We start from the raw sequence: 25053 nt of genomic DNA, 5'->3' as shown, positions 1-25053 counted from the left end.
CCGGACAAGCCCGAAGGGCGCCCTCTTCCCGTCCGGAAGAGGGCGCCCTTCGCGTCGTGCGGGGGAGCGGCTACTGCGCGCCGGGACGCACCAGACCGCTCTCGTACGCGTACACCGCCGCCTGCACCCGGTCCCGCAGGCCCAGCTTGGTCAGCACATGGCCCACGTGCGTCTTGACCGTCGTCTCGCTGACGAACAGGTCCGCGGCGATCTCCGCGTTGGACAGCCCCCGGGCCACCAGCTTCAGCACCTCGACCTCGCGGTCCGTGAGCGTGTGCAGGGTGTCCGGCACCGGCTCGTCCCCGGAGGGCAGATGCGTGGCGTACTTGTCGAGCAGCCGCCGGGTGATGCTCGGCGCGAGCATCGCCTCGCCGTTGGCCACCACACGGATCGCCTGCACCAGCTCGTTGGCCGGGGCGTCCTTGAGCAGAAAGCCGCTGGCGCCCGCCTTCAGCGCCTCCACCACGTACTCGTCCAGGTCGAAGGTGGTCAGCACCAGCACCTTGGCCGGACCGTCCCGCTCCGGCCCGGTGATCTGCCGGGTCGCCTCCACACCGTCCATCCGCGGCATGCGGATGTCCATCAGCACCACATCGGGCTGCAGCGCCCGCACCTGGTCGAGCGCCTGGAGGCCGTCTCCGGCCTCGCCGACGACCGCGAGGTCCTGCTCCGCCTCCAGAATCATCCGGAAGCCCGTGCGCAGCAGCGGCTGGTCGTCGACCAGTAGGACGCGGATGGCCACGTAAGTCTCCTTCTCGCTAGTCCGGCCCCATTCTGCCCTGCCCGACGGCGCCGGAGTCGGCCGCCCTCACCGGCAGCGGGTAGGGCGGGGGAGTGCCGCCGAACTCCGGACAGTGCGCCTGGTGGTCGCACCAGCCGCACAGCTTCGTGGGACGCGGCCGCCAGTCACCCGTCTCGGTCGCCAGCCGGATCGCCTCCCACAGCGCCAGCAGCTTGCGCTCGACCCGCTCCAGGTCCGCCAGGACGGGGTCGTACGTGAGCACGTCGCCGCTGCCGAGATAGACCAGCTGCAGGCGCCGCGGGACGACCTTCTTCAGCCGCCACACCACCAGCGCGTAGAACTTCATCTGGAACAGCGCGCCCTCCGCGTACTGCGGCCGGGGTGCCTTGCCCGTCTTGTAGTCGACGATCCGCACCTCGCCGGTGGGGGCCACGTCGACCCGGTCGATGATGCCGCGCAGCCGCAGCCCGGAGTCCAGCTCGGCCTCGACGAACAGCTCCCGCTCGGCGGGCTCCAGCCGGCTCGGGTCCTCCAGGCTGAACCAGCGCTCGACGAGCCGCTCCGCCTCCGAGAGCCACTGCGCCAGCCGCTCGCCCTCCGGATCGTCCGCGAACAGCTCACCCACCTCCGGCCTGCTCTCCCGCAGCCGGTCCCACTGACCGGGGACCAGCGCCCGCGCGGTCGGCGCGGTGCGCTCGGCCGCCGGGGCGTCGAAGAGCCGCTCCAGCACCGCGTGCACCAGGGTGCCCCTGGTCGCCGCCTCGCTGGGCTTCTCCGGCAGCCGGTCGATGACCCGGAACCGGTACAGCAGCGGGCACTGCATGAAGTCGCCGGCCCGGGAGGGCGAGAGCGAGGTGGGCGGTATCGCCACGGGTGCGGCGGCTGCGGGCGCGGCGGCTGCGGCCGCCGTCTGCGATGCCGGGGCCCCCGGCTCCACCGCAGCGTCCGTCCCGTGCGCCACTGCCGCCGCCGGTCGGGCAGGCCCGCCGGTGTCCTCCGCGACATCCTCGGTACTCGTCTCCATGCCCACAGACCTTACGGCCGGGCACCGACAACGACCCAGCCCGCAGGCGTGACCCGTGTGGCGGATGGGAAGCAGAGGGGTGCCGGAGCGGAACGGGCGGCGACGGACGCATACCATCGACACGAGACCCTCCCGTCCGCAGGCGGGAGACGCTTCGAACGAGGGGACACCGTGGACGTGAGCGGCGGGAGCGGGCAGCCGCGGTCCGGCAACGACGAGTCGGCCGAGCCCCAGGCACATCCCACGGCCCCGGCCGCCGACCCCACCGACCCCGCGGAGCCGGGACCCACCGGTCCGACGGCCACGGGGCCCGACAAGCGTGCGGCCGAAGGCCCGGGCTCCGAGGCACCGGGTTCCGGGACGCCGGGCCGCGAGACGCCGGGCCCCGGAGCTCCACGCCCCGAGACCTCGGCCTCCGAGACCCCGGATTCGCAGGCGCCGACGCCCCCCGGACCGGGGCAGACCCCGGGCGAAGCCCCCGCCGTACCCGGCGAGCCCGGTAAAGACACCCCGGAGGCCGTGACCGGGCGGCAACCGGAGCCGGGTGCCGACGGCCGGCGCGACACGGACGCCCGGCACACCGCACACGGCACCAGTGCCCCGCACGGCACCGGTGCCCCGCACCACCACCGTGCCGAGGCCCACACCCAGGGCCCGGGCGGACCCGGCAAGCCGCCCCAGCGCCGACCGGAACCCGGAGGCGGGCTGCTGATGGGCCGGCCCTTCGGCGTGCCCGTGTACGTCGCCCCCAGCTGGTTCCTGGTCGCCGTCCTGATCACCTGGGTGTTCGGCGGCCAGCTCGACCGCGTACTGCCCGAGCTGGGCGCCGCCCGCTACCTGGTCTCCCTCTTCTTCGCCGTCGCCTTCTACGCCTCCGTCCTCGTCCACGAGCTCGCCCACACCGTCGCCGCCCTCCGCTTCAAACTCCCCGTCCGCCGCATCCAGCTCCAGTTCTTCGGTGGCGTCTCCGAGATCGAGAAGGAAGCCGAGACCCCCGGCCGCGAATTCGTCCTGGCCTTCGTCGGCCCGCTGCTCTCCCTCGTCCTCTCCGGCGTCTTCTACGCCGCCCTGCTGCCCGTGGAGCCCGACAGCGTCGCCGGCGTGCTGCTGGCCGGCCTGATGGTCTCCAACCTCATCGTCGCCGCCTTCAACCTGCTGCCCGGCCTCCCCCTCGACGGCGGCCGCATGCTCCGCGCCGTCGTCTGGAAGCTCACCGGCAAACCCATGAGCGGAACGATCGCCGCCGCCTGGGTCGGCCGCGCCCTCGCCATCGCCGTACTGATCGGCCTGCCGCTGCTCACCCAGTCCCTCGGCAGCGACGCCGCCGACGACGTCGGCATGGACACCGTCATGGACGCCCTGCTCGCCGCCATCCTCGCCGCGATCATCTGGACCGGCGCCGGAAACAGCCTCCGCATGGCCCGCCTGCGCGAACACCTCCCCGAACTGCGCGCCCGCGCCCTCACCCGGCGCGCCGTCCCCGTCCAGGCCGACACCCCCCTCTCCGAGGCCCTGCGCCGCGCCAACGCCTCCGGCGCCCGCGCCCTGGTCGTCGTCGACGGCGAAGGCACCCCCGCCTCCCTGGTCCGCGAGGCCGCCATCGTCGGCGTACCCGAGCACCGCCGCCCCTGGGTACCGGTCAGCACCCTCGCCCAGGACCTCACCGACGGCATGCGCGTCTCCGCCGAACTGTCCGGCGAGGAACTCCTGGACGCCCTGCGCGCCAACCCGGCCACCGAATACCTCGTCGTCGAGGAGACCGGCGAGATCTACGGCGTCCTGTCCGCGGCCGACGTCGAGCGCGCCTTCGTCAAGGCCATGGCCCGCCCCTCCTGACCCCCGCCCGCCCCCAGCGGTGGTCGGCGGCCCCGCCCGGGACCGGTAGGCTGGTCACATGTCCGAACCGACCGGTGCCGCCCGCAGGCGCGGGCCCTTCACGGTCGGGGACCAGGTTCAGCTGACCGACCCCAAGGGCCGCCACTACACGTTCACGCTCGAGGCAGGGAAGAACTTCCACACCCACAAGGGTTCCTTCCCCCACGACGAACTGATCGGTGCTCCCGAGGGCAGCGTCGTCCGCACCACCGGGAACGTCGCCTACCTCGCGCTGCGCCCCCTGCTCCCCGACTACGTCCTGTCCATGCCCCGCGGGGCAGCCGTCGTCTACCCGAAGGACGCGGGGCAGATCCTCGCCTTCGCCGACATCTTCCCCGGCGCACGCGTCGTCGAAGCAGGCGTGGGCTCCGGCTCCCTCAGCAGCTTCCTGCTGCGCGCCATCGGCGACCAGGGCATGCTGCACTCCTACGAGCGCCGCGAGGACTTCGCCGAGATCGCCCAGCAGAACGTCCAGCGCTACTTCGGCGGCCCGCACCCCGCCTGGCAGCTCACCGTCGGCGACCTCCAGGACAACCTGTCCGACACCGACGTCGACCGCGTCATCCTGGACATGCTCGCCCCGTGGGAGTGCCTGGACGTCGTCAAGAAGGCCCTCGTGCCCGGCGGCATCCTGTGCTGCTACGTCGCGACCACCACCCAGCTCGCCCGGACCGTCGAGTCCATCCGCGAGATCGGCTGCTTCAACGAGCCGACCTCCTGGGAGACGATGATCCGCAACTGGCACGTGGAGGGCCTCGCCGTCCGCCCGGACCACCGGATGATCGGCCACACCGGCTTCCTGCTCACCGCCCGCCGCCTCGCCGACGGCGTCGAGCCGCCCATGCGCCGCCGCCGCCCCGCCAAGGGCGCCTACGGCGAGGACTACGACGGCCCCAACGCCGGCGGAGGCTCCGGCCGCTGAGGCGGCCCCGTGCCGCGTACAACGTACCGACGCCGTGGTGCAGTTCCGGCAGTGTCCGGGAACTCCACCACGGCGTCGACGCGTTGACGGCGACCACCCGACGGGACGACAGCCCGCACAGGAATCGGAACGAGTACCCACCCCGCCGTTCCCCCGCACTGTGACGTGTGGCACGATGCTGGCCACCCCCACCGGCACAGCCCTCACAGGAGACACTCCTCGTGCAGCACCCCGCCGTTCCGGACCTCTCGCACACCCACACCCGGCCGATCCACTGGGTGGCCACCGCCACGGCCGTCGCGGGCGTGGTCGCCCTGTCCTCGGTCCTCCAGCCCGACGCCGCCACGGCCGCCCAGAGCGCCGACAGGGCCGCGGCCCCCGGACCCAGGAGCGCCCCCGCCCCCATCGCGCCGCCCGACCCGGCCGCCGTGGCCTTCCCCCTGGAATGCGGCCCCGTCAAGGCCCTGGTGCAGAAGAAGGCCTCCGGCGACCTCGACGGCGACGGCCGCCCCGAAACGGTGGCCGCCGTGCACTGCGACGCCCCCATGGGCACCCCGCCCGACGCCGTGTACGTCATCACACGGGACACCGACGGCGGCAAGCCCCGCGTCGTGGCCACCCTCGTGGACCCCAAGGACCGCCGCACCGCCACCGAACTCTCGGTGCGCGACGGCGCCGTCCACGCCACCCTCCTCGGCTACTCGTCCGCCGACGTGCCCAGTTGCTGCCCCGACGTCACCGACGACGTGAAGTGGCAGTGGAAGAACGGCACGTTCGTCAGCGACACGCCCTCACAGGCACGCACCGTGTGACCGGCCCCCCGGGACAGACAGACGGTGTGACACACCAGACAGCAGTCACGGAACGTACGCGCCAAGTCACATTTTGGTCACTCTGAGTCCGGACCGTAGACCTCGGCCCTGTCCGAAACGCGACGCACATGGATGCACTCGCCCGGACACTCCTTCGCCGAGTCCACCACATCCGTGAGAAGCGTCAGCGGCACGGGCGTTGTCGCCCCCGGAGCCTGCAGAAGCTCGTCGTCCGCGCCCTTCACATAGGCCAGACCGTCGATGTCCAGCTCGAACACCTCGGGCGCGTACTGCGCGCAGATACCGTCGCCGGTACACAGGTCCTGGTCGATCCAGACCTCCAGAGCCTCGCCCTCGACAACGGCCTCCTGCTGCACGCTCATCTCTCCTGCCGTTTCCTGCGCCGAGCCGTCCGGGAATCCGGCCAGCTCTGACGGGTGTTGAACACTTCGACCCTACCCCCGCCGGGGTTCCCCCCACGTTCCGTGGGTATTCCCCTGGCGTGAGGGAGAGCGCAAGGGTGAAGATCGGACACACCCCGACAGTCTTTGTGATCTAGGGGTTTCAATCGACACCCACCCAGGTAGGGTCTGGAAGCGTCCAGCTCCCCTTGGAGGAGGTGAGGACCGTGGCAGCCCACGACGACGACATGAACCGCGGCATCCGCCCGGGACGCGGGTCCGAGGACCCGGCCGGGCAGGTGGCCTACCTTGAGCAGGAGATCGCCGTCCTGCGACGCAAGCTCGCCGAATCTCCGCGGCACACGAGAATTCTCGAAGAGCGGATCGTCGAACTGCAGACCAACCTGGCCGGCGTGTCCGCCCAGAACGAGCGACTCGCCGGCACACTGCGCGAGGCCCGCGACCAGATCGTGGCCCTCAAGGAAGAAGTCGACCGGCTGGCCCAGCCACCCGCCGGCTTCGGCGTCTTCCTGCAGGCCAACGAGGACGGCACCGCCGACATCTTCACCGGCGGCCGCAAACTCAGGGTGAACGTCAGCCCGAGCGTCGAGCTCGACGAGCTGAGGCGCGGCCAGGAAGTGATGCTCAACGAAGCACTCAACGTGGTCGAGGCCATGGAGTACGAGAGCGTCGGCGACATCGTCACCCTCAAGGAGATCCTCGAGGACGGCGAGCGCGCCCTGGTACTCGGCCACACCGACGAGGAAAGGGTGGTACGGCTCGCCGAACCCCTGCGCGGACTCACCATCCGCCCCGGCGACGCCCTCCTGCTCGAACCCCGCTCCGGCTACGTCTACGAGGTCGTCCCCAAGAGCGAGGTCGAAGAACTCGTCCTCGAAGAGGTCCCCGACATCGGCTACGAGCAGATCGGCGGCCTCGGCGGACAGATCGAGATGATCCGCGACGCGGTCGAGCTCCCCTACCTCTACCCCGACCTGTTCCGGGAGCACGAGCTGCGACCCCCCAAGGGCGTCCTGCTCTACGGGCCCCCCGGATGCGGCAAGACGCTCATCGCCAAGGCCGTCGCCAACTCGCTGGCCAAGAAGGTCGCCGAGGTCACCGGCCAGGCCGCAGGCAAGAGCTTCTTCCTCAACATCAAGGGCCCCGAGCTGCTCAACAAGTACGTCGGCGAGACCGAGCGGCAGATCCGCCTGGTCTTCCAGCGAGCCCGCGAGAAGGCCAGCGAGGGCACCCCCGTCATCGTCTTCTTCGACGAGATGGAATCCCTCTTCCGCACCCGCGGCTCCGGCGTCAGCTCGGACGTGGAGAACACCATCGTCCCCCAGCTCCTCGCCGAGATCGACGGCGTGGAAGGCCTGCAGAACGTGGTCGTCATCGGCGCCTCCAACCGCGAGGACATGATCGACCCCGCCATCCTGCGGCCCGGCCGGCTCGACGTGAAGATCAAGATCGAACGTCCGGACGCCGAAGCCGCCAAGGACATCTTCGGCAAGTACCTCACCGAACGCCTCCCCCTCCACTCCGACGACCTCGCGGAGCACGAGAAGGACAAGGCGGCCACCGTCTCCAGCATGATCCAGACGGCGGTGGAACAGATGTACGCCGAATCCGAGGAGAACCGCTTCCTGGAAGTCACCTACGCCAACGGCGACAAGGAAGTCCTCTACTTCAAGGACTTCAATTCCGGCGCCATGATCGAAAACATCGTGGGCCGCGCCAAGAAAATGGCGATCAAGGACTTCCTCGACAAGAACCAGAAGGGCCTCCGCGTCTCCCACCTCCTCCAGGCCTGCGTGGACGAGTTCAAGGAGAACGAAGACCTGCCCAACACCACCAACCCCGACGACTGGGCCCGCATCTCCGGAAAGAAGGGCGAACGGATCGTGTACATCCGTACGCTCGTCACCGGAAAGCAGGGCGCGGACACCGGACGCTCCATCGACACGGTGGCAAACACCGGTCAGTACCTGTAAAACGCGGGGCGGCTGCGGGTGCCCACACCGGGTACCCGCAGCCGACTGTTTTCCGGAGCCCCGGCTGGAGCAAGGCAATGACGCAAATGATCTCCCCGCCAGCGCAAAGGCGTTCTAGGCTCTTCCATACCGCCGAGTCGCGCAGTGCGGGGACGGGCACCGCACACGCATCGGAGCGCCAGCGGTACTTGAGCGGCGCCCACTACGGGCACCGCCGGGCAAGGAGGGCCGCATGACCGTACGGCGAGTAATGGGCATCGAGACGGAGTACGGAATCTCCGTCCCCGGCCACCCCAACGCCAATGCCATGCTCACCTCGTCCCAGATCGTCAACGCCTACGCGGCGGCGATGCACCGGGCCCGCCGGGCCCGCTGGGACTTCGAGGAGGAAAACCCGCTCCGGGACGCGCGAGGCTTCGACCTCGCCCGCGAGGCCGCCGACAACAGCCAGCTCACCGACGAGGACATCGGCCTCGCCAACGTCATCCTCACCAACGGAGCACGGCTCTACGTCGACCACGCCCACCCCGAATACAGCGCTCCGGAAGTCACCAACCCGCGCGACGCCGTCCTGTGGGACAAGGCCGGCGAACGCATCATGGCCGAAGCCGCCGAACGCGCCGCCCAGCTCCCCGGCGCCCAGCCCATCCACCTCTACAAGAACAACACCGACAACAAGGGCGCCTCCTACGGCACGCACGAGAACTACCTGATGAAGCGGGAAACCGCCTTCTCGGACATCGTGCGCCACCTGACACCCTTCTTCGTCTCCCGCCAGGTCTTCACCGGCGCCGGCCGCGTCGGCATCGGCCAGGACGGCCACGAACACGGCTTCCAGCTCAGCCAGCGCGCCGACTACTTCGAGGTCGAGGTCGGCCTGGAGACGACACTCAAGCGCCCCATCATCAACACCCGCGACGAACCGCACGCCGACGCCGAGAAATGGCGCCGCCTGCACGTGATCATCGGCGACGCCAACCTGTCGGAGATCTCGACCTACCTCAAGCTGGGCACGACGGCCCTCGTCCTCTCCATGATCGAGGACGGCTTCATCGCCGTCGACCTCGCCGTCGACCAGCCCGTACGCACCCTCCACCAGGTCTCGCACGACCCCACGCTCAAGCACCTCGTCACGCTGCGCAGCGGCCGCACACTCACCGCCGTACAGCTCCAGATGGAGTACTACGAGCTGGCCCGCAAATACGTCGAGGAACGCTACGGCGCGGACGCCGACGACCAGACCAAGGACGTCCTCGGCCGCTGGGAGGACACCCTCAACCGGCTCGAGAACGACCCGATGAGCCTCGCCGGCGAACTGGACTGGGTCGCCAAGCGGGAGCTCATGGAGGGCTACCGCCGCCGCGACAACCTCGACTGGGACGCCGCCCGGCTGCACCTCGTCGACCTCCAGTACGCCGACGTACGGCCCGACAAGGGCCTCTACAACCGCCTGGTGGACCGTGGCCGCATCAAGCGCCTGCTGGACGAGAACGAGGTCGAGCGGGCCCGTACGAAGCCGCCGGAGGACACCAGGGCCTACTTCCGCGGGCGCTGCCTGGAGCAGTACGCCGACGACGTCGCGGCGGCCTCCTGGGACTCGGTGATCTTCGACCTGCCGGGCCGGGACTCGCTCCAGCGGGTCCCAACCCTGGAACCGCTTCGCGGAACGCGTAATCACGTCAAGGAGCTCCTGGACCGCTGCCGCACCGCGGACGACCTGGTCAGGGTCCTGTCCGGCGGGTGAGCGGCCCGAGCGGGTACCGGGGAGTAGACAGCCGGACAGGGTGGAATATCCCAGGTCCGGGAACCATGGAGATGGCCCCCTTACGTTGAGGAGAGTGCGGGGCCGATGTCGGACCCGGCTTGTAGGGTCTGATCTTGACCGAGCAACTGTGTCGGGCGAACCGAGCGGGGTGAGGGTTATGGCGACCAAGGACACCGGCGGCGGGCAGCAGAAGGCCACGCGGTCCACCGAGGAGGTCGAGGAGCAGGCGCAGGACGCGCAGGCTTCCGAGGACCTCAAGGAACGCCAGGAAAAGCTGAACGACGACGTGGACTCCGTCCTGGACGAGATCGACGATGTGCTCGAAGAGAATGCCGAGGATTTCGTGAGGTCCTTCGTTCAGAAGGGTGGAGAGTGATTTCACCTTTGATTCAAAGGTGAAATCAGGGGGCTGCGGAGTGATCGAAGCGTCGGCGTCGAAACGCTGCTCGCGGTGTGAGCGACACCTGCCGAGGGCGGCGTTCGCCAGCAACAAGTCTGTTGTTGACGGTCTTCAGGCGTACTGCCGGGAGTGCTCTGCTGAGTACTACCGGCAGCGCCAGGAGGCAAAAGGCAAGAAGGTACGCGAGAAGGTGTCCGTCCCGCAGGGGCACAAGCGATGTCCGCAATGTCGCGAAGTGAAGCCGCACTCTGAGTGGGAGCGCAACAAGTCCGCCTCTGACGGTTGGGCGAGCTACTGCCGTGCGTGTCGTGCGCAACGCCTCAGAGCGAGCTACTTCAAGCGTAAATACGGCCTTACCGAAGCCGAGCGCGATCAGTTGATCGCCGACCAGGGCGGCGTCTGCTGCATATGTCTTGCCGCTCCCGCCGCACATGTGGATCACTGCCACGAGACGGGTAGGGTCCGTGGCGTACTGTGCTTCAGCTGCAACGCTGCGCTGGGGCAGTTCAAGGACCGGCCCGATGCCATAAGGCGGGCTGCCGCTTACGTGGAAGGAATCGCGTGGAAGCCAACACTCGTAGCACCGGGCGTCTACCAGCTGCCTTCCTGACGCCTGGATCCTCCTCCTTCATGGACTTCCTCGGGGAGCACCAGCCGGAGATCCTCCCGGGCAACCGGCAGCTCCCGCCGGTGCAGGGCGTCATCGAGGCACCGCACGGCACCACGATCGTGGCGGTCACGTTCCCCGGCGGTGTCGTGCTCGCCGGTGACCGGCGGGCCACCATGGGCAACATGATCGCCCAGCGGGACATCGAGAAGGTCTTCCCGGCGGACGAGTACTCGGCGGTGGGCATCGCCGGTACGGCCGGCCTGGCCGTGGAGATGGTGAAGCTGTTCCAGCTGGAGCTGGAGCACTTCGAGAAGGTCGAGGGCGCGCAGCTGTCCCTGGAGGGCAAGGCGAACCGTCTGTCGACGATGATCCGGTCCAACCTGGGCATGGCGATGCAGGGGCTGGCCGTGGTGCCGCTGTTCGCGGGGTACGACGTGGACCGGGGCAGGGGCCGCATCTTCTCGTACGACGTGACGGGTGGCCGGTCCGAGGAGCGGAACTACGCGACCACGGGTTCGGGCTCGGTCTTCGCGCGCGGTGCGATGAAGAAGCTGTTCCGTGACGACCTGACCGAGGAGCAGGCCACGACGCTCGTGGTGCAGGCGCTGTACGACGCGGCCGACGACGACTCGGCGACCGGTGGTCCCGATGTCGCCCGCCGGATCTATCCGATCATCACTGTGATCACCGAGGACGGTTTCCGTCGGCTCGGTGAGGACGAGGCCGCGGAGCTGGCCGCCTCGGTGCTGCAGGCCCGGCTCGAGCAGCCCGACGGTCCGCGGGCCGCGCTGCTGTAGCGGGCGCGGGTCTTCGTTGTCAGGTGGTCCAGTGATTTCGACAGGAAGGGACGGATAACCGGTGTCGACGCCGTTCTATGTATCTCCTCAGCAGGCGATGGCGGACCGGGCGGAGTACGCCCGCAAGGGCATCGCGCGTGGCCGCAGCCTGGTGGTGCTGCAGTATGCCGACGGCATCGTGTTCGTCGGTGAGAATCCGTCCCGTGCGCTGCACAAGTTCAGCGAGATCTACGACCGCATCGGCTTCGCGGCCGCCGGTAAGTACAACGAGTACGAGAACCTGCGGATCGGCGGCGTGCGCTATGCCGATCTGCGGGGTTACACCTATGACCGTGACGATGTGACGGCGCGGGGTCTGGCGAACGTGTACGCCCAGACGCTGGGCACGATCTTCTCCAGTCAGGCCGAGAAGCCGTACGAGGTGGAGCTGGTCGTCGCGGAGGTCGGGGACAGTCCGGAGAACGACCAGATCTACCGGCTGCCGCACGACGGCTCGATCGTGGACGAGCACGGTTCGGTAGCGGTCGGCGGCAACGCGGAGCAGATCAGCGGGTATCTGGACCAGCGGCACCGGGACGGCATGACGCTGGCCGAGGCGCTGAGGCTGGCGGTGCAGGCGCTGTCCCGTGACACCAACGGGAGTGAGCGGGAGATTCCGGCGGAGCGGCTGGAGGTCGCGGTGCTGGACCGGACGCGTCCGCAGCAGCGCAAGTTCAAGCGCATCGTGGGCGGGCAGCTGTCGCGGCTGCTGGAGTCGGGGGCGGCAGCGGGTGCGGCGTCGGCGGACAGTGAGGCCGAGGCCGAGACCGAGACCGACTCCGGGTCGGACGAGGAGTAGGCGCCACCTGGGCCCACTTCACCGCGGCGGGGCCGTAGACCCCCGTACCACCAGGCTGACCGGCAGGTCCCCCTTCTCGGGGGGCCTGCCTTCCAGTACCGCCAGCAGGGCGCGCATGCCCCGTTCGCCGAAGGCTTCCGCGTCGAGGCGGACGGTGGTGAGTTCGGGGTCGATGGCGGTGGCGAGGCCGAGGTCGTCCAGGCCGGTGACGGAGAGGTCGTCGGGGACGCGGAGTCCGGCGCGCCGGATGGCCTTGTAGGCGCCGGCCGCGAGTTTGTCGTCGTCGCAGACCAGTGCCGTGGGCCGGGGCCCGGGCGTGGCGAGGGCGGCTTCGGTGGCCCTCAGGGCGCCCTCGATCGAGATGGGGGCGCGGATCGTGCGCAGTTCGGTGCCGGGGACGGTGGCGAGCCGTGAGGCCAGTTCGCGGGCGCGTACCTCGAAGGTCCAGGACGGGATGTCCGCGGCGAGGTGGAGGAAGCTGCGGTGGCCGAGGGAGAGCAGGTGCTCGGTGACCTGGCGGATGCCGTCGGCGATGTCGAGGTTGACGGTGGCGGCGCCCAGGCTGCCCGCCGGGTCGCTGTCGAGCATGACGAGGGGGAGTTGGTCGCCCCGGATGGCGGTGAGGGCGTCGGCGGCCATGGAGGAGGCGATGACGCCGTCGAGTGCGGCCTGGGCGGAGGCGAAGGGGTCCCGGGCGGGGCCGACGCCTTCGGGTGAGGGGTAGAGGACGACGCCGAAGCCGTGTGCGGCGGCGACGCGTGCGGCGCCGGTGTAGACCTCGGCGAAGAACTCCGTGGTGAGCGCGGGGACGACCAGCAGGACGGTGCGGGTGCGGCCGAGGCGGAGGTTGCGGGCGGCGAGGTTGGGGCGGTAGCCGAGTTCCAGTGCGGCGTCGCGGACTCGCTGGGCCGTGGGTTCCGACACGCGGCCGCGCCATTTGTCGCCGAGGACCAGGGAGACCGCTGCCTGGGAGACGCCGGCGGCCTGGGCGACGTCCCGGCTCGTGGGGCGGGTGCTGCCTCGTGCCACCGTTCGCCTGCGCTTTCGTCTGGACTGCTGAACTGGCGACATGGTACGTATGGCGACAGTAGTTATACGTAACACGTGCGGGACCGAGGACAAGGAGGTGCGTCGTGGTCGCCGGGTATCTGGACATCCTCCGGGCGAGGCATGCCGTGCGGCTGCTGGTCGGCACGCTGGTCGGGCGGTTGCCCAACGCCACCGCGGCGATCGCGATCGTGCTGTTCGTGCGGGCCGAGGGGGGTTCGTACAGCCTCGCGGGGGCGCTGGCGGCGGTGTACGGCGTCGCGAACGCCGTGGGCCAGCCGGTGCTGGGGCGGCTGGTGGACCTGCACGGGCAGCCGCGGGTGCAGTTGCCGGCCGCGGTGCTGTCGGGGCTGGCGATGGCCGTGTTCGCCTTCGCGGGCACCGGCACGGCCGCGCTCGCGTACCTGTCCGTGGGGGCCGCGGGGCTGTTCACGCCGCCGTTGGAGGGCGGGCTGCGGGCGCTGTGGCCGAGCGTGCTGGGCAAGGAGGACCAGGTGCACACGGCGTACGCGATGGACGCCGTGGCGCAGGAGGTCATGTTCACCGTCGGGCCGCTGCTGGTGACGGTGTGCGTGTCGCTGTGGTCGCCGCAGGCGGCGCTGCTCGTGCTGAACGGCGTCGGTGTGCTGGGCGCGCTGTCGGTGGTGGTGTCGCCGCCGTCGCGGGCGTGGCGGTCGGCGCCCCGGGAGGCGCACTGGCTGGGCGCGCTGCGTTCCGGCGGGCTGCTGGCGCTGCTGGGTGCCTTCTTGTTCATCGGGATGGCGCTCGGGTCGATCACGGTGGCCTCGGTGCCGTATGCCGACGATCACGGCGGTGACGCGGTGTACGGGTGGCTGATGGCCGCGCTGGGGCTGGGTGCGCTGGTGGGCGGAGCGGTCTACGGGGCGCGGCGGTGGGGCGGTGAGCCGGCGCGGCGGCTGCGGGTGCTGGTGGCTCTGCTGGCGGTCTGTTACCTGCCGCTGATGCTGATGCCGGGCGCGGTGGCCATGGTGCTGCTCACGGTCCTCGCGGGTGTCTTCCTCGCGCCGTGCATCGCCTGTGCGTTCGTGCTCGTCGATGTGCACGCGCCGCGCGGCACGGTGACGGAGGCGTTCTCGTGGCTCGTGACGACGTTCACGGTGGGTGCCTCGGTGGGGACGGGTCTGGCGGGCCCCGTCGTGGAGCACGGCGGGGCGCTGTGGGGCTTCGCGGTGCCGGGGGCGGCGGGTTTCGTCTCGCTGCTCGTACTGGCGTGCACGGGGCGGGTCCTCGCAGCTCCCGTGCGGGAGGCGGTGGTTGCGGCTTCATCGGAAAATGATCCAAACCGTGCCGTCGAACCCCGTTTCAGTTCGGGTCATCAGGCGTAATGTTCAGTCATGGACCGCCGCATTTTCGGGCTGGAGAACGAGTACGGCGTCACGTGCACGTTCAGGGGACAGCGCCGCCTGTCGCCTGACGAGGTGGCGCGGTACCTCTTCCGCCGTGTCGTGTCATGGGGCCGCAGCAGCAATGTCTTTCTGCGCAACGGTGCCCGCCTTTATCTCGACGTGGGTTCGCATCCGGAGTACGCGACACCCGAATGTGACAACGTGATCGAGCTCGTCACCCACGACAAGGCGGGCGAGCGCATTCTCGAAGGACTCCTGGTGGACGCCGAACGACGCCTGCACGAGGAGGGAATCGCGGGCGACGTCTACCTCTTCAAGAACAACACCGACTCCGCGGGCAACTCCTACGGCTGTCACGAGAATTACCTCGTGGCCCGGCACGGGGAGTTCTCGCGGCTCGCGGACATCCTGATTCCGTTCCTGGTGACGAGGCAGTTGCTGTGCGGTGCGGGCAAGGTGCTGCAGACGCCGCGCGGTGCCGTGTACTGCGTCAGTCAGCGGGCGGAGCACATCTGGGAGGGCGTCTCCTCGGCGACGACCCGGTCCCGGCCGATCATCAACACGCGCGACGAGCCGCACGCCGACGCCGAGCGGTACCGGCGTCTGCACGTCATCGTGGGCGACTCGAACATGTCGGAGACGACCATGCTGCTCAAGGTCGGCGCCACCGACCTGGTGCTGCGCATGATCGAGGCGGGCACGGTGATGCGGGACCTGACCCTGGAGAACCCGATCCGGGCGATCCGCGAGGTCAGCCACGACATCACCGGGCGGCGCAAGGTGCGTCTGGCCAGCGGCCGGGAGGCGTCGGCGCTGGAGGTGCAGCGGGAGTACTACGAGAAGGCCGTGGACTTCTGCGAGCGCCGCGGTATCCGTACGGGCACCGTGGAGCGGGTGCTGGAGCTGTGGGGCCGCACGCTGGACGCGATCGAGGCCGAGGACCTGGACCGCATCGACACCGAGATCGACTGGGTCATGAAGTACAAGCTGCTGGAGCGGTACCGGGCCAAGCACAACATGACCATGTCGCATCCGCGGGTCGCGCAGATAGACCTCGCCTACCACGACATCCACCGGCGTCGTGGTCTGTACTACCTGCTCGAGAAGAAGGGCCAGGCGGCCCGGGTCGCCAACGACTTGAAGATCTTCGAGGGCAAGTCCGTTCCGCCGCAGACCACTCGGGCCCGGCTGCGCGGCGACTTCATCCGGCGGGCCCAGGAGCAGCGCCGGGACTTCACCGTCGACTGGGTCCACCTCAAGCTCAACGACCAGGCGCAGCGCACCGTGTTGTGCAAGGACCCGTTCCGTTCGGTGGACGACCGGGTGGAGAAGCTGATCGCCGGGATGTGACCCGGGCGGGCAGGGGTCCGGACGGGTGAGAGCGGCGTCTTCGCGCGAAAGGGCGGAACGCCACACGGGCACCGTACGTTAGCCGTGCGGTGCCCTTCTCACGCCGTAGAGTTGCGCGCACGCCAGCCAACAGGACCGACCCGATACCGATACGAGGCCCCCACCGTGCGCCGACGCTCACTCCTCATCGCCGTCCCCGCGGGACTGGCCACGCTCGCCGCCTGCGGTGACAGCGACGACTCCGGCTCTTCGAGCAACGCGAGCGAGAGCCCGTCGCCCGACGCGTCTGCCACCTCGGCCGCGCCGCCGCCGAAGATCGTGGACGGTCCGCTGCCGGCGATCACGGCGGGCACGAAGTTCGACGAGAAGCCGACCGTGGCCAAGGGCAGCGGCGAGCCGTCCAAGGACCTCGCGGTCAAGACGGTCATCGCGGGCGGCGGCAAGGCCGTCGCGGAGAACGACTTCATCTCGGCGAACTACCTCGGCCAGGTCTGGCAGAGCGCGAAGGTCTTCGACAACAGCTACGACCGCAAGACCCCGCTGGTCATCCAGCTCGCCCAGGGCAGCATCATCGACGGCTGGCGGTACGCGCTCACCGGCAAGAAGACCGGCAGCCGCGTCCAGTTCTCGGTGCCGCCGACCTGGGGGTACGGGGAGGGGGGCAACGAGCAGGCGGGCATCAAGGGCGACGACACGCTGGTGTTCGTGGTCGACGTCCAGGACACGTTCAACGCGAAGAGCAGTGCCGACGGCAAGAAGGTCGCGCAGGACGACGCCGCCCTGCCGAAGGTCGGCACCAACACCGACGGCAAGGCGCCCTCCATCGAGGTGCCGAAGGCCGACGCGCCGAAGAAGCTCGCCGCCGAGTACGTCCTGGAGGGCGACGGCGCCGAGGTCGGGGCCCAGGACAGTGTGCTCGTGCAGTACAAGGGTGTGCTGTGGGACGGTGGCAAGGAGTTCGACTCCACGTACGGCAGGAAGCAGCTGACGTCGTTCTCGCTGCAGCAGGTCGTCAAGGGCTGGGCGCAGGGTCTGACGGGCAAGAAGGTCGGCAGCCGCGTCCTCATCGTCATCCCGCCGGACCTGGGGTACGGCGACAGCCCGCCGGAGGGCAGCGGCATCGAGAAGGACTCCACGCTGGTCTTCTCCGTGGACATCCTCGCGAAGATGTGACGCCCGGGGATGTAAGACTTGGGCCGTTGCCTTTCCGCAGACAAGCAGGAGCTGAACACGTGAGCATCGACAAGCCCGAGGTCGACTTCCCGGGCGGCGAGCCCCCGGCGGACCTCGAGATCAAGGACATCTGGGAGGGCGACGGCCCGGTTGCCGAGGCCGGTCAGACCGTGACCGTCCACTACGTGGGCGTGACCTTCAGCACGGGCGAGGAGTTCGACGCCAGCTGGAACCGCGGTGCGCCGTTCCGCTTCCCGCTCGGTGGCGGCCGCGTCATCGCGGGCTGGGACCGGGGCGTGCAGGGCATGAAGGTCGGCGGCCGCCGCCAGCTGACCATCCCCGCGCACCTCGCCTACGGCGACCAGAGCCCGGCCCCGGCGATCCCGGCCGGCTCGACGCTGATCTTCGTGGTCGATCTGCTCGGAGTCTGATCGAAGTACGAGCGCTCGGCGTTCGGAGCCGGTCACCTGGGGTCCATGCCTGTCCGGGCATGGGCCCTCGGCTTTTGCCGCGCCACCGCGGGGCGGTACGGTCATCCGTCGTAAGCACCATAGGGAGAAGGGCGTCGATGGCCATTGCCAAGGCCGAGCGGCTGATGAACCTGGCGCTGTGTCTGCTCGGGACGCGGCGGCCACTCAGCAAGCGCGAACTGCGCGAGTCCGTCGAGGCCTACCTCGAAGCGGCCTCGGACGACTCCTTCAACCGCATGTTCGAGCGCGACAAGGACGATCTGCGCGAGCTGGGACTGGTCATCGAGACCGTGGAGAGCCTCGACGGCGAGATCGGCTACCTGGCCCGCCGGGACAGCAACCGGCTGCCGCCCATCACCCTGGACGCCGAGGAGGCCGCCGCGCTCGGGCTGGCGGCGAAGGTGTGGCAGCAGGCCCGCCTCGCCGGTGCCGCGAGCGGAGCGCTGCAGAAGCTGCGGGCGGCCGGGCTGCCCGAGGATGTCGACCCCTACGAGGCGCACAGCGCGCTGGAGCCCCGCATCCCGGTGCACGAGGCGGCTTTCGAGCCGCTGATGCTGGCCTGCCGCGACCGTCGGCCGGTCGTCTTCGACTACCGCAAGGCGAACGCCGCCCAGCCCGAGCCCCGGCATGTGGAGCCGTGGGCGCTGGAGTGCTGGCGCGGCCACTGGTACCTGGCGGGCTTCGATCGCGACCGCGGTGCCGAGCGGGTGTTCCGGCTGTCGCGGATCACGGGGAAGGTGCGTTCGCGCGGTTCCCGCTTCGGCGCGCCGGTGCCCGACGTCGTCACGGTCCGGGAGACCGTCGCGAGCTGGGCGGGGGAGACCGCCGACCGGTCCGCGCTGATCCGGTTGCGTGCGGGCGCGGGGTACCCCCTTCGGGCGAAGGCCACCGGGGTGCGGGAACTCGGTGACGGCTGGGACGAGTTGGAGATTCCGTACGGGCACGGCCTGGACGCCTGGCTGGTGGAGTTCGGGCCGGACGTGGTGGTGCTGGAGCCCGCGGAGTTGCGTGCGGACGTGGTGGACCGGCTGCGTGCCGTCGCCAAGGGCTGAGGGGGAGCGGACAACACTGTGGCAGGCAAACCGGTCAGGCCCGTGAACGCCATCGACCAGACCCGGCGGATGCTGTCCCTGGTGACGTATCTGCGTGAGCGTCCCGGCGCCCGGGTCGAGGACGTGGCCCGCGCCTTCGGCATCACCGAGGACGAGCTGGTCTCCGACCTCGACGTGCTCCCGATGTGCGGGACCAGCTTCCGCGGCGGCGACCTCCTCGACATTGACACCGACGGCGAGCGCATCTGGTGGCACAACCCGGCCGCGCTGGGCGCGGACGCCGCCGAGCCGCTGCGGCTGGCGGCCGACGAGGCGACCGCGCTGCTCGTCGCCGCCCGTGCCGTCGCGACCCTGCCGGGGCTGCGCGAGAGCGACCGGCAGGCGCTGCTGCGGGCGACGGCGAAGGTGGAGGCCTCGGCCGGTGAGGCCGCCGGTGCCAGCTCCCGCCTGTCCGTCACCTTCGAGTCCGAGGGCGGTGTCTTCGCCGACGTCGACCGGGCCATCTCGGAGCGCCGCCGGCTGTGGATCCGCTACTACTCGCCGGCCCGCGACGAGGTCACCGAGCGGGAGATCGACCCCATCCGCCTGGTCAGCGTCGGGCACACGTACGTGGAGGCCTGGTGCCGCCGCTCCGAGGCGCGGCGCACCTTCCGGCTCGACCGGGTGGCCGAGATCCGCATCCTGGACGAGCCGTCCGCACCGCCGGAGGTGGAGCTGCGGGACCTGTCGGAGGGGCTGGTGCAGCCCGCCGCGGAGGACCCCGAGGTCGTCGTGGAGGTCGGTCCCGGCGGGCGCTGGGTCGCCGAGTACTACCCGCACGACAGCGCCGATGAACGTCCCGACGGCGGGCTGCGTATCACTCTGCGCACTCCCGACCCGGCCTCGCTGCGGCGGCTCGCGCTGCGGCTCGGACAAGACGGCCGGATCGTCTCCCCGCCCGCGCTGGCCGACAGTGCCCGGCGGGCCGCCCGCGAGGCGCTCGCCGCGTACGACGGGATCGAGGCGGCCGGGGCGCACGGCGGGGCCGACACCGCCGAGGGCGCGCGCCGCGGGGCGGCGGCGGCCGAGGGGCAGCACGACAGGCAGGAGCGAGGACTGTGAGCGACCCCCTGGGGCCGTCCGGGGCGACCGGCCCGTCCGGGCCGGGCATGACCGCGGCGGTCGCGTTCGCCGGCATGAGACGGGTGTCACCGGTCGTGTTCAAGGCGGGCTGCCCGGACTGCCGGGGCCGTTTCGAACTGGCCGCGAGTGCCCTGCGCCTGGCCATCGGTGCCACGAGCCGGACCACCTTCTACTCGTTCACCTGCCCGGAGTGCGGGTCGGCCGTGCGCAAGCCGGCGGGGGAGCGGGTGGTGGAGCTGCTCACCGGCGGCGGGGTCAGGACCCTGCGCCTTCACTCCACCGTCTAGTCTCGACGTCATGTTCTGGCCGATGTTCGCGGTTGCCGTGGGTTTCCTGGGTCTCGCCGTCCTCGCGGTGTTCGCCGTGAAGGTGTTCGTGGAGGCGCAGCGCCTCGGCCGGCAGGTGACGGACTCCGCCGGCCGGATCAGCCGGGCCGCCGAGGACCTGGAGCGCGCCACCGAGAGCGCCGCCCGCGCCGTGGACGCCTTGTGAAGGCCGAAACCCGCCACGGGACGGTGCCGGCGGCCCGACAGGCCGGTCCGAGTTACGTTTTGGGACACTTCGCCCTGTCACCCCACGGGCCCCGGGCGGTACGCTGCTGGTCGCGGCCAGGAAAACGAGGCCCGGTCGCGGACGGGAGTACGCACGGGGATTGCCTCACGTTCACCCCTGAGCGTTACGATCGCTGCACAAGACGATCGATCGGACATATGTCCGGCCGGTCGGACAGCACCCCCACCCAGCCGCCTCGGTGAGAAGGTAAAGACTTATGTTCGGAAGGCTCGGCGCCCCCGAGATCATTCTCATCCTCGTCGTCATCATCCTGCTGTTCGGCGCGAAGAAGCTTCCGGACATGGCGCGCTCGCTCGGCAAGTCGGCGCGCATCCTCAAGAGCGAGGCCAAGGCCATGAAGAGCGAGGCCAAGTCCGACGACGCCGCCCCCGCCGACCCGCCGAACCCCGAGCAGTCCGCGGCGCAGCGCACCATCCAGGCCGCCCCCGGCGACGTGACCAGCTCCCGGCCGGTCACCGAGCCGACGGACACGACCAAGCGCTGACGCAGGGCCGGTGATCTCCGGCCCGCCGCACGAGATGGGAACGTGGGTTGCTGAAGCCTGCCCGCAACAAGGAGAAGGACCCCGAGGGGCGGATGCCGCTCGCGGAACACCTTCGTGAGCTCCGCAACCGGCTCGCGAAGGCGCTGCTCGCCATCGTCGTCGTCACGGTGGTCGCCGCCTTCTTCTACCAGTGGATCATCAACGCCCTCACCGACCCGATCCTCCAGTCGATCGGATGTGAGAAGTCGTTCGCGGAGCTGGCCAAGTCGGAGGCCGGCTCGGAGCCGTGCGCGCAGATCACCATCAACGGTCTGCTCGGCCCCTTCACCCTGGCGCTGAAGGTGTCCCTGACGGCCGGTGTCGTGCTGGCCTCGCCGGTCTGGCTCTACCAGCTGTGGGCGTTCGTCGCCCCGGGGCTGCACAAGAGCGAGAAGAAGTACGCCTACGCCTTCGTCGCCACCGGCGCCCCGCTCTTCCTCGCCGGCGCCTACTTCGCCTACGCGGTGCTGCCCACCTCGGCGAAGGTGCTGATCGAGTTCACGCCGAACGACGTCGACAACCTGCTGCCGCTGGACGAGCTGCTCGACCTCGTGACGCGCATGGTGGTCGTCTTCGGCCTCTCCTTCGAGCTGCCCCTGTTGCTGGTCATGCTCAATCTCACCGGCGTGCTGACCGGCAGGCGGATGCTCGGCTGGTGGCGCGCGATGATCATGGGCATCACGCTGTTCGCGGCCATCGCCACGCCCAGCACCGACCCGCTGACGATGATCATGCTGGCCGGTCCGATCTGGGTCCTGTACTTCGCCGCGGTCACCATCTCCCTGCTGAACGACCGTCGCAGGGCCCGCCGCGAGGCGCTGGAGCCCGACGACGACGAGGCCTCCGACCTGGACCTCACCCCCGAGGACATCGGCGAGGTCGAGGCCGTGACCACCGCCCGTGCGCTGCCCGAGCAGGCCACGAAGGACCGGGTCAACGGCTACGACGACGTGACCTGAGGACCGCCGGGGCGGTGACGGCACCCGCCGCCGCCCCCGCGCGGCCCCCACACGGCCGATCCCGATAATGATCGTCCGGTTGTCGGTGCGGGCCGGTACGCTCGAAAGCACGATGACAGAGGATCTCTCACCGGCCGAGCGGTACGCGGCAGCCCGTCAGCGCGCTGTCGAGCAGGCCACCGCGCTCGCCTCCTTCCGCGAGATGTACGACTTCGGCCTCGACCCCTTCCAGATCGAGGCCTGTCAGGCACTCGAGGCGGGCAAGGGCGTGCTGGTGGCCGCGCCCACCGGCTCCGGCAAGACGATCGTCGGCGAGTTCGCCGTCCACCTCGCCCTCCAGCAGGGCCGGAAGTGCTTCTACACGACGCCGATCAAGGCCCTGTCGAACCAGAAGTACGCCGACCTGTGCCGCCGCTACGGCGCCGACAAGGTGGGCCTGCTCACCGGCGACAACAGCGTGAACTCCGAAGCCCCGGTGGTCGTGATGACCACCGAGGTCCTGCGGAACATGCTGTACGCGGGCTCGCAGACCCTCCTCGGCCTCGGCCACGTGGTCATGGACGAGGTGCACTACCTCTCCGACCGGTTCCGCGGCGCCGTGTGGGAGGAAGTGATCATCCACCTCCCCGAGTCCGTGACCCTGGTGTCGCTCTCGGCGACCGTGTCGAACGCGGAGGAGTTCGGCGACTGGCTGGACACCGTGCGCGGCGACACCCAGGTGATCGTCTCCGAGCACCGGCCCGTGCCGCTGTTCCAGCACGTGCTGGCCGGACGCCGGATGTACGACCTGTTCGAGGAGGCCGAGGGCCACAAGAAGGCCGTCAACCCCGACCTGACGCGCATGGCGCGCCTGGAGGCGAGCCGCCCCTCCTACCAGGACCGCAGGCGCGGCCGCGCCATGAAGGAGGCCGACCGGGAGCGGGAGCGCAGACAGCGCTCACGGGTGTGGACGCCGAGCCGGCCCGAGGTCATCGAGCGGCTGGACTCCGAGGGGCTGCTGCCCGCGATCACCTTCATCTTCAGCCGGGCCGGCTGCGAGGCCGCCGTCCAGCAGTGCCTGTACGCGGGCCTCAGGCTCAACGACGAGGGCGCCCGGGAGCGGGTGCGGGCCCTGGTCGAGGAGCGCACCGCCTCCATCCCCCGCGAGGACCTGCACGTCCTGGGCTACTACGAGTGGCTGGAGGGGCTGGAGCGCGGCATCGCCGCCCACCACGCGGGCATGCTGCCCACCTTCAAGGAGGTCGTGGAGGAGCTGTTCGTCCGCGGACTGGTGAAGGCCGTCTTCGCCACCGAGACCCTCGCCCTCGGCATCAACATGCCGGCCCGCTCGGTCGTGCTGGAGAAGCTCGTCAAGTGGAACGGCGAGCAGCACGCCGACATCACCCCCGGCGAGTTCACCCAGCTCACCGGCCGGGCCGGACGGCGCGGCATCGACGTCGAGGGCCACGCGGTGGTGCTGTGGCAGCGGGCCATGAACCCCGAGCACCTCGCGGGACTGGCCGGCACCCGCACCTACCCGCTGCGCTCCAGCTTCAAGCCGTCGTACAACATGGCGGTCAACCTGGTCGAGCAGTTCGGCCGGCACCGCTCGCGGGAGCTGCTGGAGACGTCGTTCGCGCAGTTCCAGGCGGACAAGTCGGTCGTCGGCATCTCCCGGCAGGTGCAGCGCAACGAGGAGGGCCTGGAGGGCTACAAGGCCTCCATGACCTGCCACCTCGGCGACTTCGACGAGTACGCCCGGCTGCGCCGCGAGCTGAAGGACCGCGAGCAGGAGCTGGCCCGGCAGGGCGCCAACCAGCGGCGTGCCGAGGCCGCCGTGGCGCTGGAGAAGCTGAAGCCGGGCGACGTCATCCACGTGCCGACCGGCAAGTACGCGGGCCTCGCCCTGGTCCTCGACCCGGGGCTGCCCGCCGGGCGGTCCAACGGCCACCGCGGCTTCGACCAGCACGACGGGCCCCGCCCGCTGGTGCTGACCGCCGAGCGGCAGGTCAAGCGGCTGGCGTCGATCGACTTCCCGGTGCCCGTCGAGGCGCTGGACCGGATGCGGATCCCGAAGTCCTTCAACGCGCGCTCGCCGCAGTCCCGCCGCGACCTCGCCTCCGCGCTGCGCACCAAGGCCGGGCACATCACGCCGGAGCGGGCCCGCAAGAAGCGCTCCCAGGCCGCCGACGACCGGGAGATCAACCGGCTGCGCAAGGCGATCCGCGCCCACCCCTGCCACGGCTGCGACGACCGCGAGGACCACGCCCGCTGGGCCGAGCGCTACCACCGGCTGCTGCGCGACACCTCGCAGCTGGAGCGCCGGATCGAGGGCCGGACCAACACCATCGCCCGCACCTTCGACCGGATCGTCGCGCTGCTGACGGAGCTGGACTACCTGCGCGGCGACGAGGTCACCGAGCACGGCAAGCGCCTGGCCCGGCTCTACGGCGAGCTGGACCTGCTCGCCAGCGAGTGCCTGCGCGAGGGCGTCTGGGAGGGGCTGTCCCCGGCCGAGCTGGCCGCCTGCGTCTCGGCGCTGGTCTTCGAGTCGCGGGCCGCCGACGACGCGATGGCCCCGAAGCTGCCCTCCGGCCCGGCCAAGGCCGCGCTCGGCGAGACGGTCCGCATCTGGGGCCGCCTGGACGCCCTGGAGGAGGACTTCCGGATCAGCCAGACCGAGGGCGTCGGCCAGCGCGAGCCCGACCTCGGCTTCGCCTGGGCGGCGTACATGTGGGCCTCCGGCAAGGGGCTCGACGAGGTGCTGCGCGAGGTCGAGATGCCGGCCGGCGACTTCGTGCGCTGGTGCAAGCAGGTCATCGACGTCCTCGGCCAGATCTCGGCCGCCGCGCCCGGCGCGGGCTCCACCGTCCCGAAGAACGCGCGCAAGGCGGTCGACGAGCTGCTGCGCGGGGTGGTCGCCTACTCGTCCGTGGGCTGACCCCGGCCCCGACACCTCACACCGGCCCGGCGGGAGTACCCGCCGGGCCTTCGCGCGTTCCGCGCCCCCGCCCCGCGCCCCCGCGCCTCGTTCCCTCGTCACGGTGAGTGGTTTTCGAGCACCCTTGAGGCATTACTCCACGTGTTCGAATGACTCCTTGGCGTGCAAATGGGCCCGACCCTACTCCAGTCCCCATGCCCGTTTCAGGTGCTTGCCGAATATGACACGGCGATGATCCCCCCGGACTAAGCTCGCCCGCAGCGCACCGAGTTGAGGTGTAATCGCGCGCTTGTTCCCAATGCGCCGAAAATCCTGAC

The 25053-nt window shown here is 70.3% G+C and carries 24 protein-coding genes; 20 read left to right on the top strand and 4 right to left on the bottom strand.

Annotated features, from left to right (window positions below; translation table 11 throughout):
- Positions 1-70: 70 nt before the first annotated feature.
- Both ACH4D3_RS23410 and ACH4D3_RS23405 read right to left on the bottom strand, forming a co-directional pair.
- Positions 71-742, bottom strand: coding sequence for a response regulator transcription factor (locus ACH4D3_RS23410; protein ID WP_003977171.1), 672 nt, complete (start codon positions 740-742; stop codon positions 71-73).
- A 16-nt stretch (positions 743-758) separates the two neighbouring features.
- Entirely contained in the window at positions 759-1766 is a 1008-nt protein-coding gene (locus tag ACH4D3_RS23405; protein WP_398324971.1) for a RecB family exonuclease, read from the bottom strand.
- Positions 1767-1937: 171 nt separating this feature from the next.
- Here ACH4D3_RS23405 and ACH4D3_RS23400 point away from each other — a divergent pair, with 171 nt between their 5' ends.
- From ACH4D3_RS23400 to ACH4D3_RS23390, 3 genes are all read left to right on the top strand, one after another.
- On the top strand, positions 1938-3602 hold the full coding sequence (locus ACH4D3_RS23400; RefSeq protein WP_398324968.1) for a site-2 protease family protein: 1665 nt from the start codon (positions 1938-1940) through the stop codon (positions 3600-3602).
- 58 nt (positions 3603-3660) lie between these two features.
- Positions 3661-4563, top strand: a complete 903-nt coding sequence (locus ACH4D3_RS23395) for a tRNA (adenine-N1)-methyltransferase (RefSeq protein ID WP_011027901.1) — start codon at positions 3661-3663, stop codon at positions 4561-4563.
- Positions 4564-4784: 221 nt separating this feature from the next.
- Entirely contained in the window at positions 4785-5375 is a 591-nt protein-coding gene (locus tag ACH4D3_RS23390) for a hypothetical protein (protein WP_398324965.1), read from the top strand.
- Positions 5376-5452: 77 nt separating this feature from the next.
- On the opposite strand, the gene ACH4D3_RS23385 is transcribed toward ACH4D3_RS23390, so the two are convergent.
- Positions 5453-5758 carry a ferredoxin gene (locus tag ACH4D3_RS23385; protein ID WP_385354685.1) on the bottom strand — a complete coding sequence of 102 codons (306 nt, stop codon included), beginning with the start codon at positions 5756-5758 and terminating at the stop codon, positions 5453-5455.
- A gap of 245 nt (positions 5759-6003) precedes the next feature.
- Between ACH4D3_RS23385 and arc the strand changes: the two genes are divergently transcribed.
- The 6 genes from arc to prcA all read left to right on the top strand — a co-directional run bounded on the left by arc (position 6004) and on the right by prcA (position 12180).
- Complete coding sequence (gene arc, locus ACH4D3_RS23380; protein WP_007447848.1) at positions 6004-7770, top strand: proteasome ATPase; 1767 nt, start codon at positions 6004-6006, stop codon at positions 7768-7770.
- 232 nt (positions 7771-8002) lie between these two features.
- Positions 8003-9514, top strand: coding sequence for a depupylase/deamidase Dop (dop, locus tag ACH4D3_RS23375; RefSeq protein WP_346265862.1), 1512 nt, complete (start codon positions 8003-8005; stop codon positions 9512-9514).
- 178 nt (positions 9515-9692) lie between these two features.
- Positions 9693-9911 (top strand): ubiquitin-like protein Pup, encoded by a 219-nt coding sequence (locus tag ACH4D3_RS23370; RefSeq protein ID WP_043374843.1) that lies wholly within the window; start codon positions 9693-9695, stop codon positions 9909-9911.
- A gap of 40 nt (positions 9912-9951) precedes the next feature.
- Positions 9952-10545, top strand: a complete 594-nt coding sequence (locus ACH4D3_RS23365) for an endonuclease VII domain-containing protein (RefSeq protein WP_398325334.1) — start codon at positions 9952-9954, stop codon at positions 10543-10545.
- Positions 10497-11342 carry a proteasome subunit beta gene (prcB, locus tag ACH4D3_RS23360; protein ID WP_398324959.1) on the top strand — a complete coding sequence of 282 codons (846 nt, stop codon included), beginning with the start codon at positions 10497-10499 and terminating at the stop codon, positions 11340-11342. The genes ACH4D3_RS23365 and prcB overlap by 49 nt, the downstream gene beginning before the upstream one ends.
- A 61-nt stretch (positions 11343-11403) precedes the next feature.
- A complete protein-coding gene (gene prcA / locus ACH4D3_RS23355; protein WP_398324956.1) occupies positions 11404-12180 on the top strand; it encodes a proteasome subunit alpha in 777 nt (258 codons plus the stop codon).
- 18 nt (positions 12181-12198) lie between these two features.
- Here prcA and ACH4D3_RS23350 read toward each other — a convergent pair whose 3' ends face one another.
- A complete protein-coding gene (locus ACH4D3_RS23350; protein ID WP_398324953.1) occupies positions 12199-13209 on the bottom strand; it encodes a LacI family DNA-binding transcriptional regulator in 1011 nt (336 codons plus the stop codon).
- Positions 13210-13313: 104 nt separating this feature from the next.
- On the opposite strand from ACH4D3_RS23350, the gene ACH4D3_RS23345 reads away from it, so the two are divergent.
- The 11 genes from ACH4D3_RS23345 (at position 13314) to ACH4D3_RS23295 (ending at position 24736) form a co-directional block, all read left to right on the top strand.
- A complete protein-coding gene (locus tag ACH4D3_RS23345; RefSeq protein WP_398324950.1) occupies positions 13314-14573 on the top strand; it encodes an MFS transporter in 1260 nt (419 codons plus the stop codon).
- Positions 14574-14582: 9 nt separating this feature from the next.
- Complete coding sequence (gene pafA / locus ACH4D3_RS23340) at positions 14583-15944, top strand: Pup--protein ligase (protein WP_055416065.1); 1362 nt, start codon at positions 14583-14585, stop codon at positions 15942-15944.
- A gap of 165 nt (positions 15945-16109) precedes the next feature.
- A complete protein-coding gene (locus tag ACH4D3_RS23335) occupies positions 16110-17117 on the top strand; it encodes an FKBP-type peptidyl-prolyl cis-trans isomerase (RefSeq protein ID WP_398324947.1) in 1008 nt (335 codons plus the stop codon).
- A gap of 59 nt (positions 17118-17176) precedes the next feature.
- Positions 17177-17548 carry an FKBP-type peptidyl-prolyl cis-trans isomerase gene (locus ACH4D3_RS23330; RefSeq protein ID WP_398324944.1) on the top strand — a complete coding sequence of 124 codons (372 nt, stop codon included), beginning with the start codon at positions 17177-17179 and terminating at the stop codon, positions 17546-17548.
- Between the two features lie 137 nt (positions 17549-17685).
- The gene (locus ACH4D3_RS23325) at positions 17686-18639 is read left to right on the top strand and encodes a helix-turn-helix transcriptional regulator (RefSeq protein WP_398324941.1); all 954 of its coding nucleotides are present in this window, start codon (positions 17686-17688) and stop codon (positions 18637-18639) included.
- An 18-nt stretch (positions 18640-18657) separates the two neighbouring features.
- On the top strand, positions 18658-19740 hold the full coding sequence (locus ACH4D3_RS23320) for a helix-turn-helix transcriptional regulator (protein ID WP_398324938.1): 1083 nt from the start codon (positions 18658-18660) through the stop codon (positions 19738-19740).
- Entirely contained in the window at positions 19737-20048 is a 312-nt protein-coding gene (locus tag ACH4D3_RS23315; RefSeq protein WP_398324935.1) for a hypothetical protein, read from the top strand. The genes ACH4D3_RS23320 and ACH4D3_RS23315 overlap by 4 nt, the downstream gene beginning before the upstream one ends.
- Positions 20049-20058: 10 nt before the next feature.
- Positions 20059-20253, top strand: coding sequence for a hypothetical protein (locus tag ACH4D3_RS23310; RefSeq protein WP_398324932.1), 195 nt, complete (start codon positions 20059-20061; stop codon positions 20251-20253).
- A 277-nt stretch (positions 20254-20530) separates the two neighbouring features.
- Positions 20531-20818 (top strand): Sec-independent protein translocase subunit TatA, encoded by a 288-nt coding sequence (tatA, locus tag ACH4D3_RS23305; RefSeq protein WP_109033667.1) that lies wholly within the window; start codon positions 20531-20533, stop codon positions 20816-20818.
- Positions 20819-20865: 47 nt separating this feature from the next.
- Positions 20866-21816, top strand: coding sequence for a twin-arginine translocase subunit TatC (gene tatC / locus ACH4D3_RS23300; RefSeq protein ID WP_398324929.1), 951 nt, complete (start codon positions 20866-20868; stop codon positions 21814-21816).
- A 67-nt stretch (positions 21817-21883) separates the two neighbouring features.
- Positions 21884-24736, top strand: coding sequence for a DEAD/DEAH box helicase (locus ACH4D3_RS23295; RefSeq protein ID WP_398324926.1), 2853 nt, complete (start codon positions 21884-21886; stop codon positions 24734-24736).
- The last annotated feature ends 317 nt before the right edge of the window (positions 24737-25053 follow it).

Source organism: Streptomyces sp. NPDC018026 (assembly GCF_044327745.1).
Classification (GTDB): Bacteria; Actinomycetota; Actinomycetes; order Streptomycetales; family Streptomycetaceae; genus Streptomyces; species Streptomyces rubrogriseus.
Note: the sequence above shows the minus strand (reverse complement) of the source record. Positions and strands in the feature narration are given on the sequence as shown.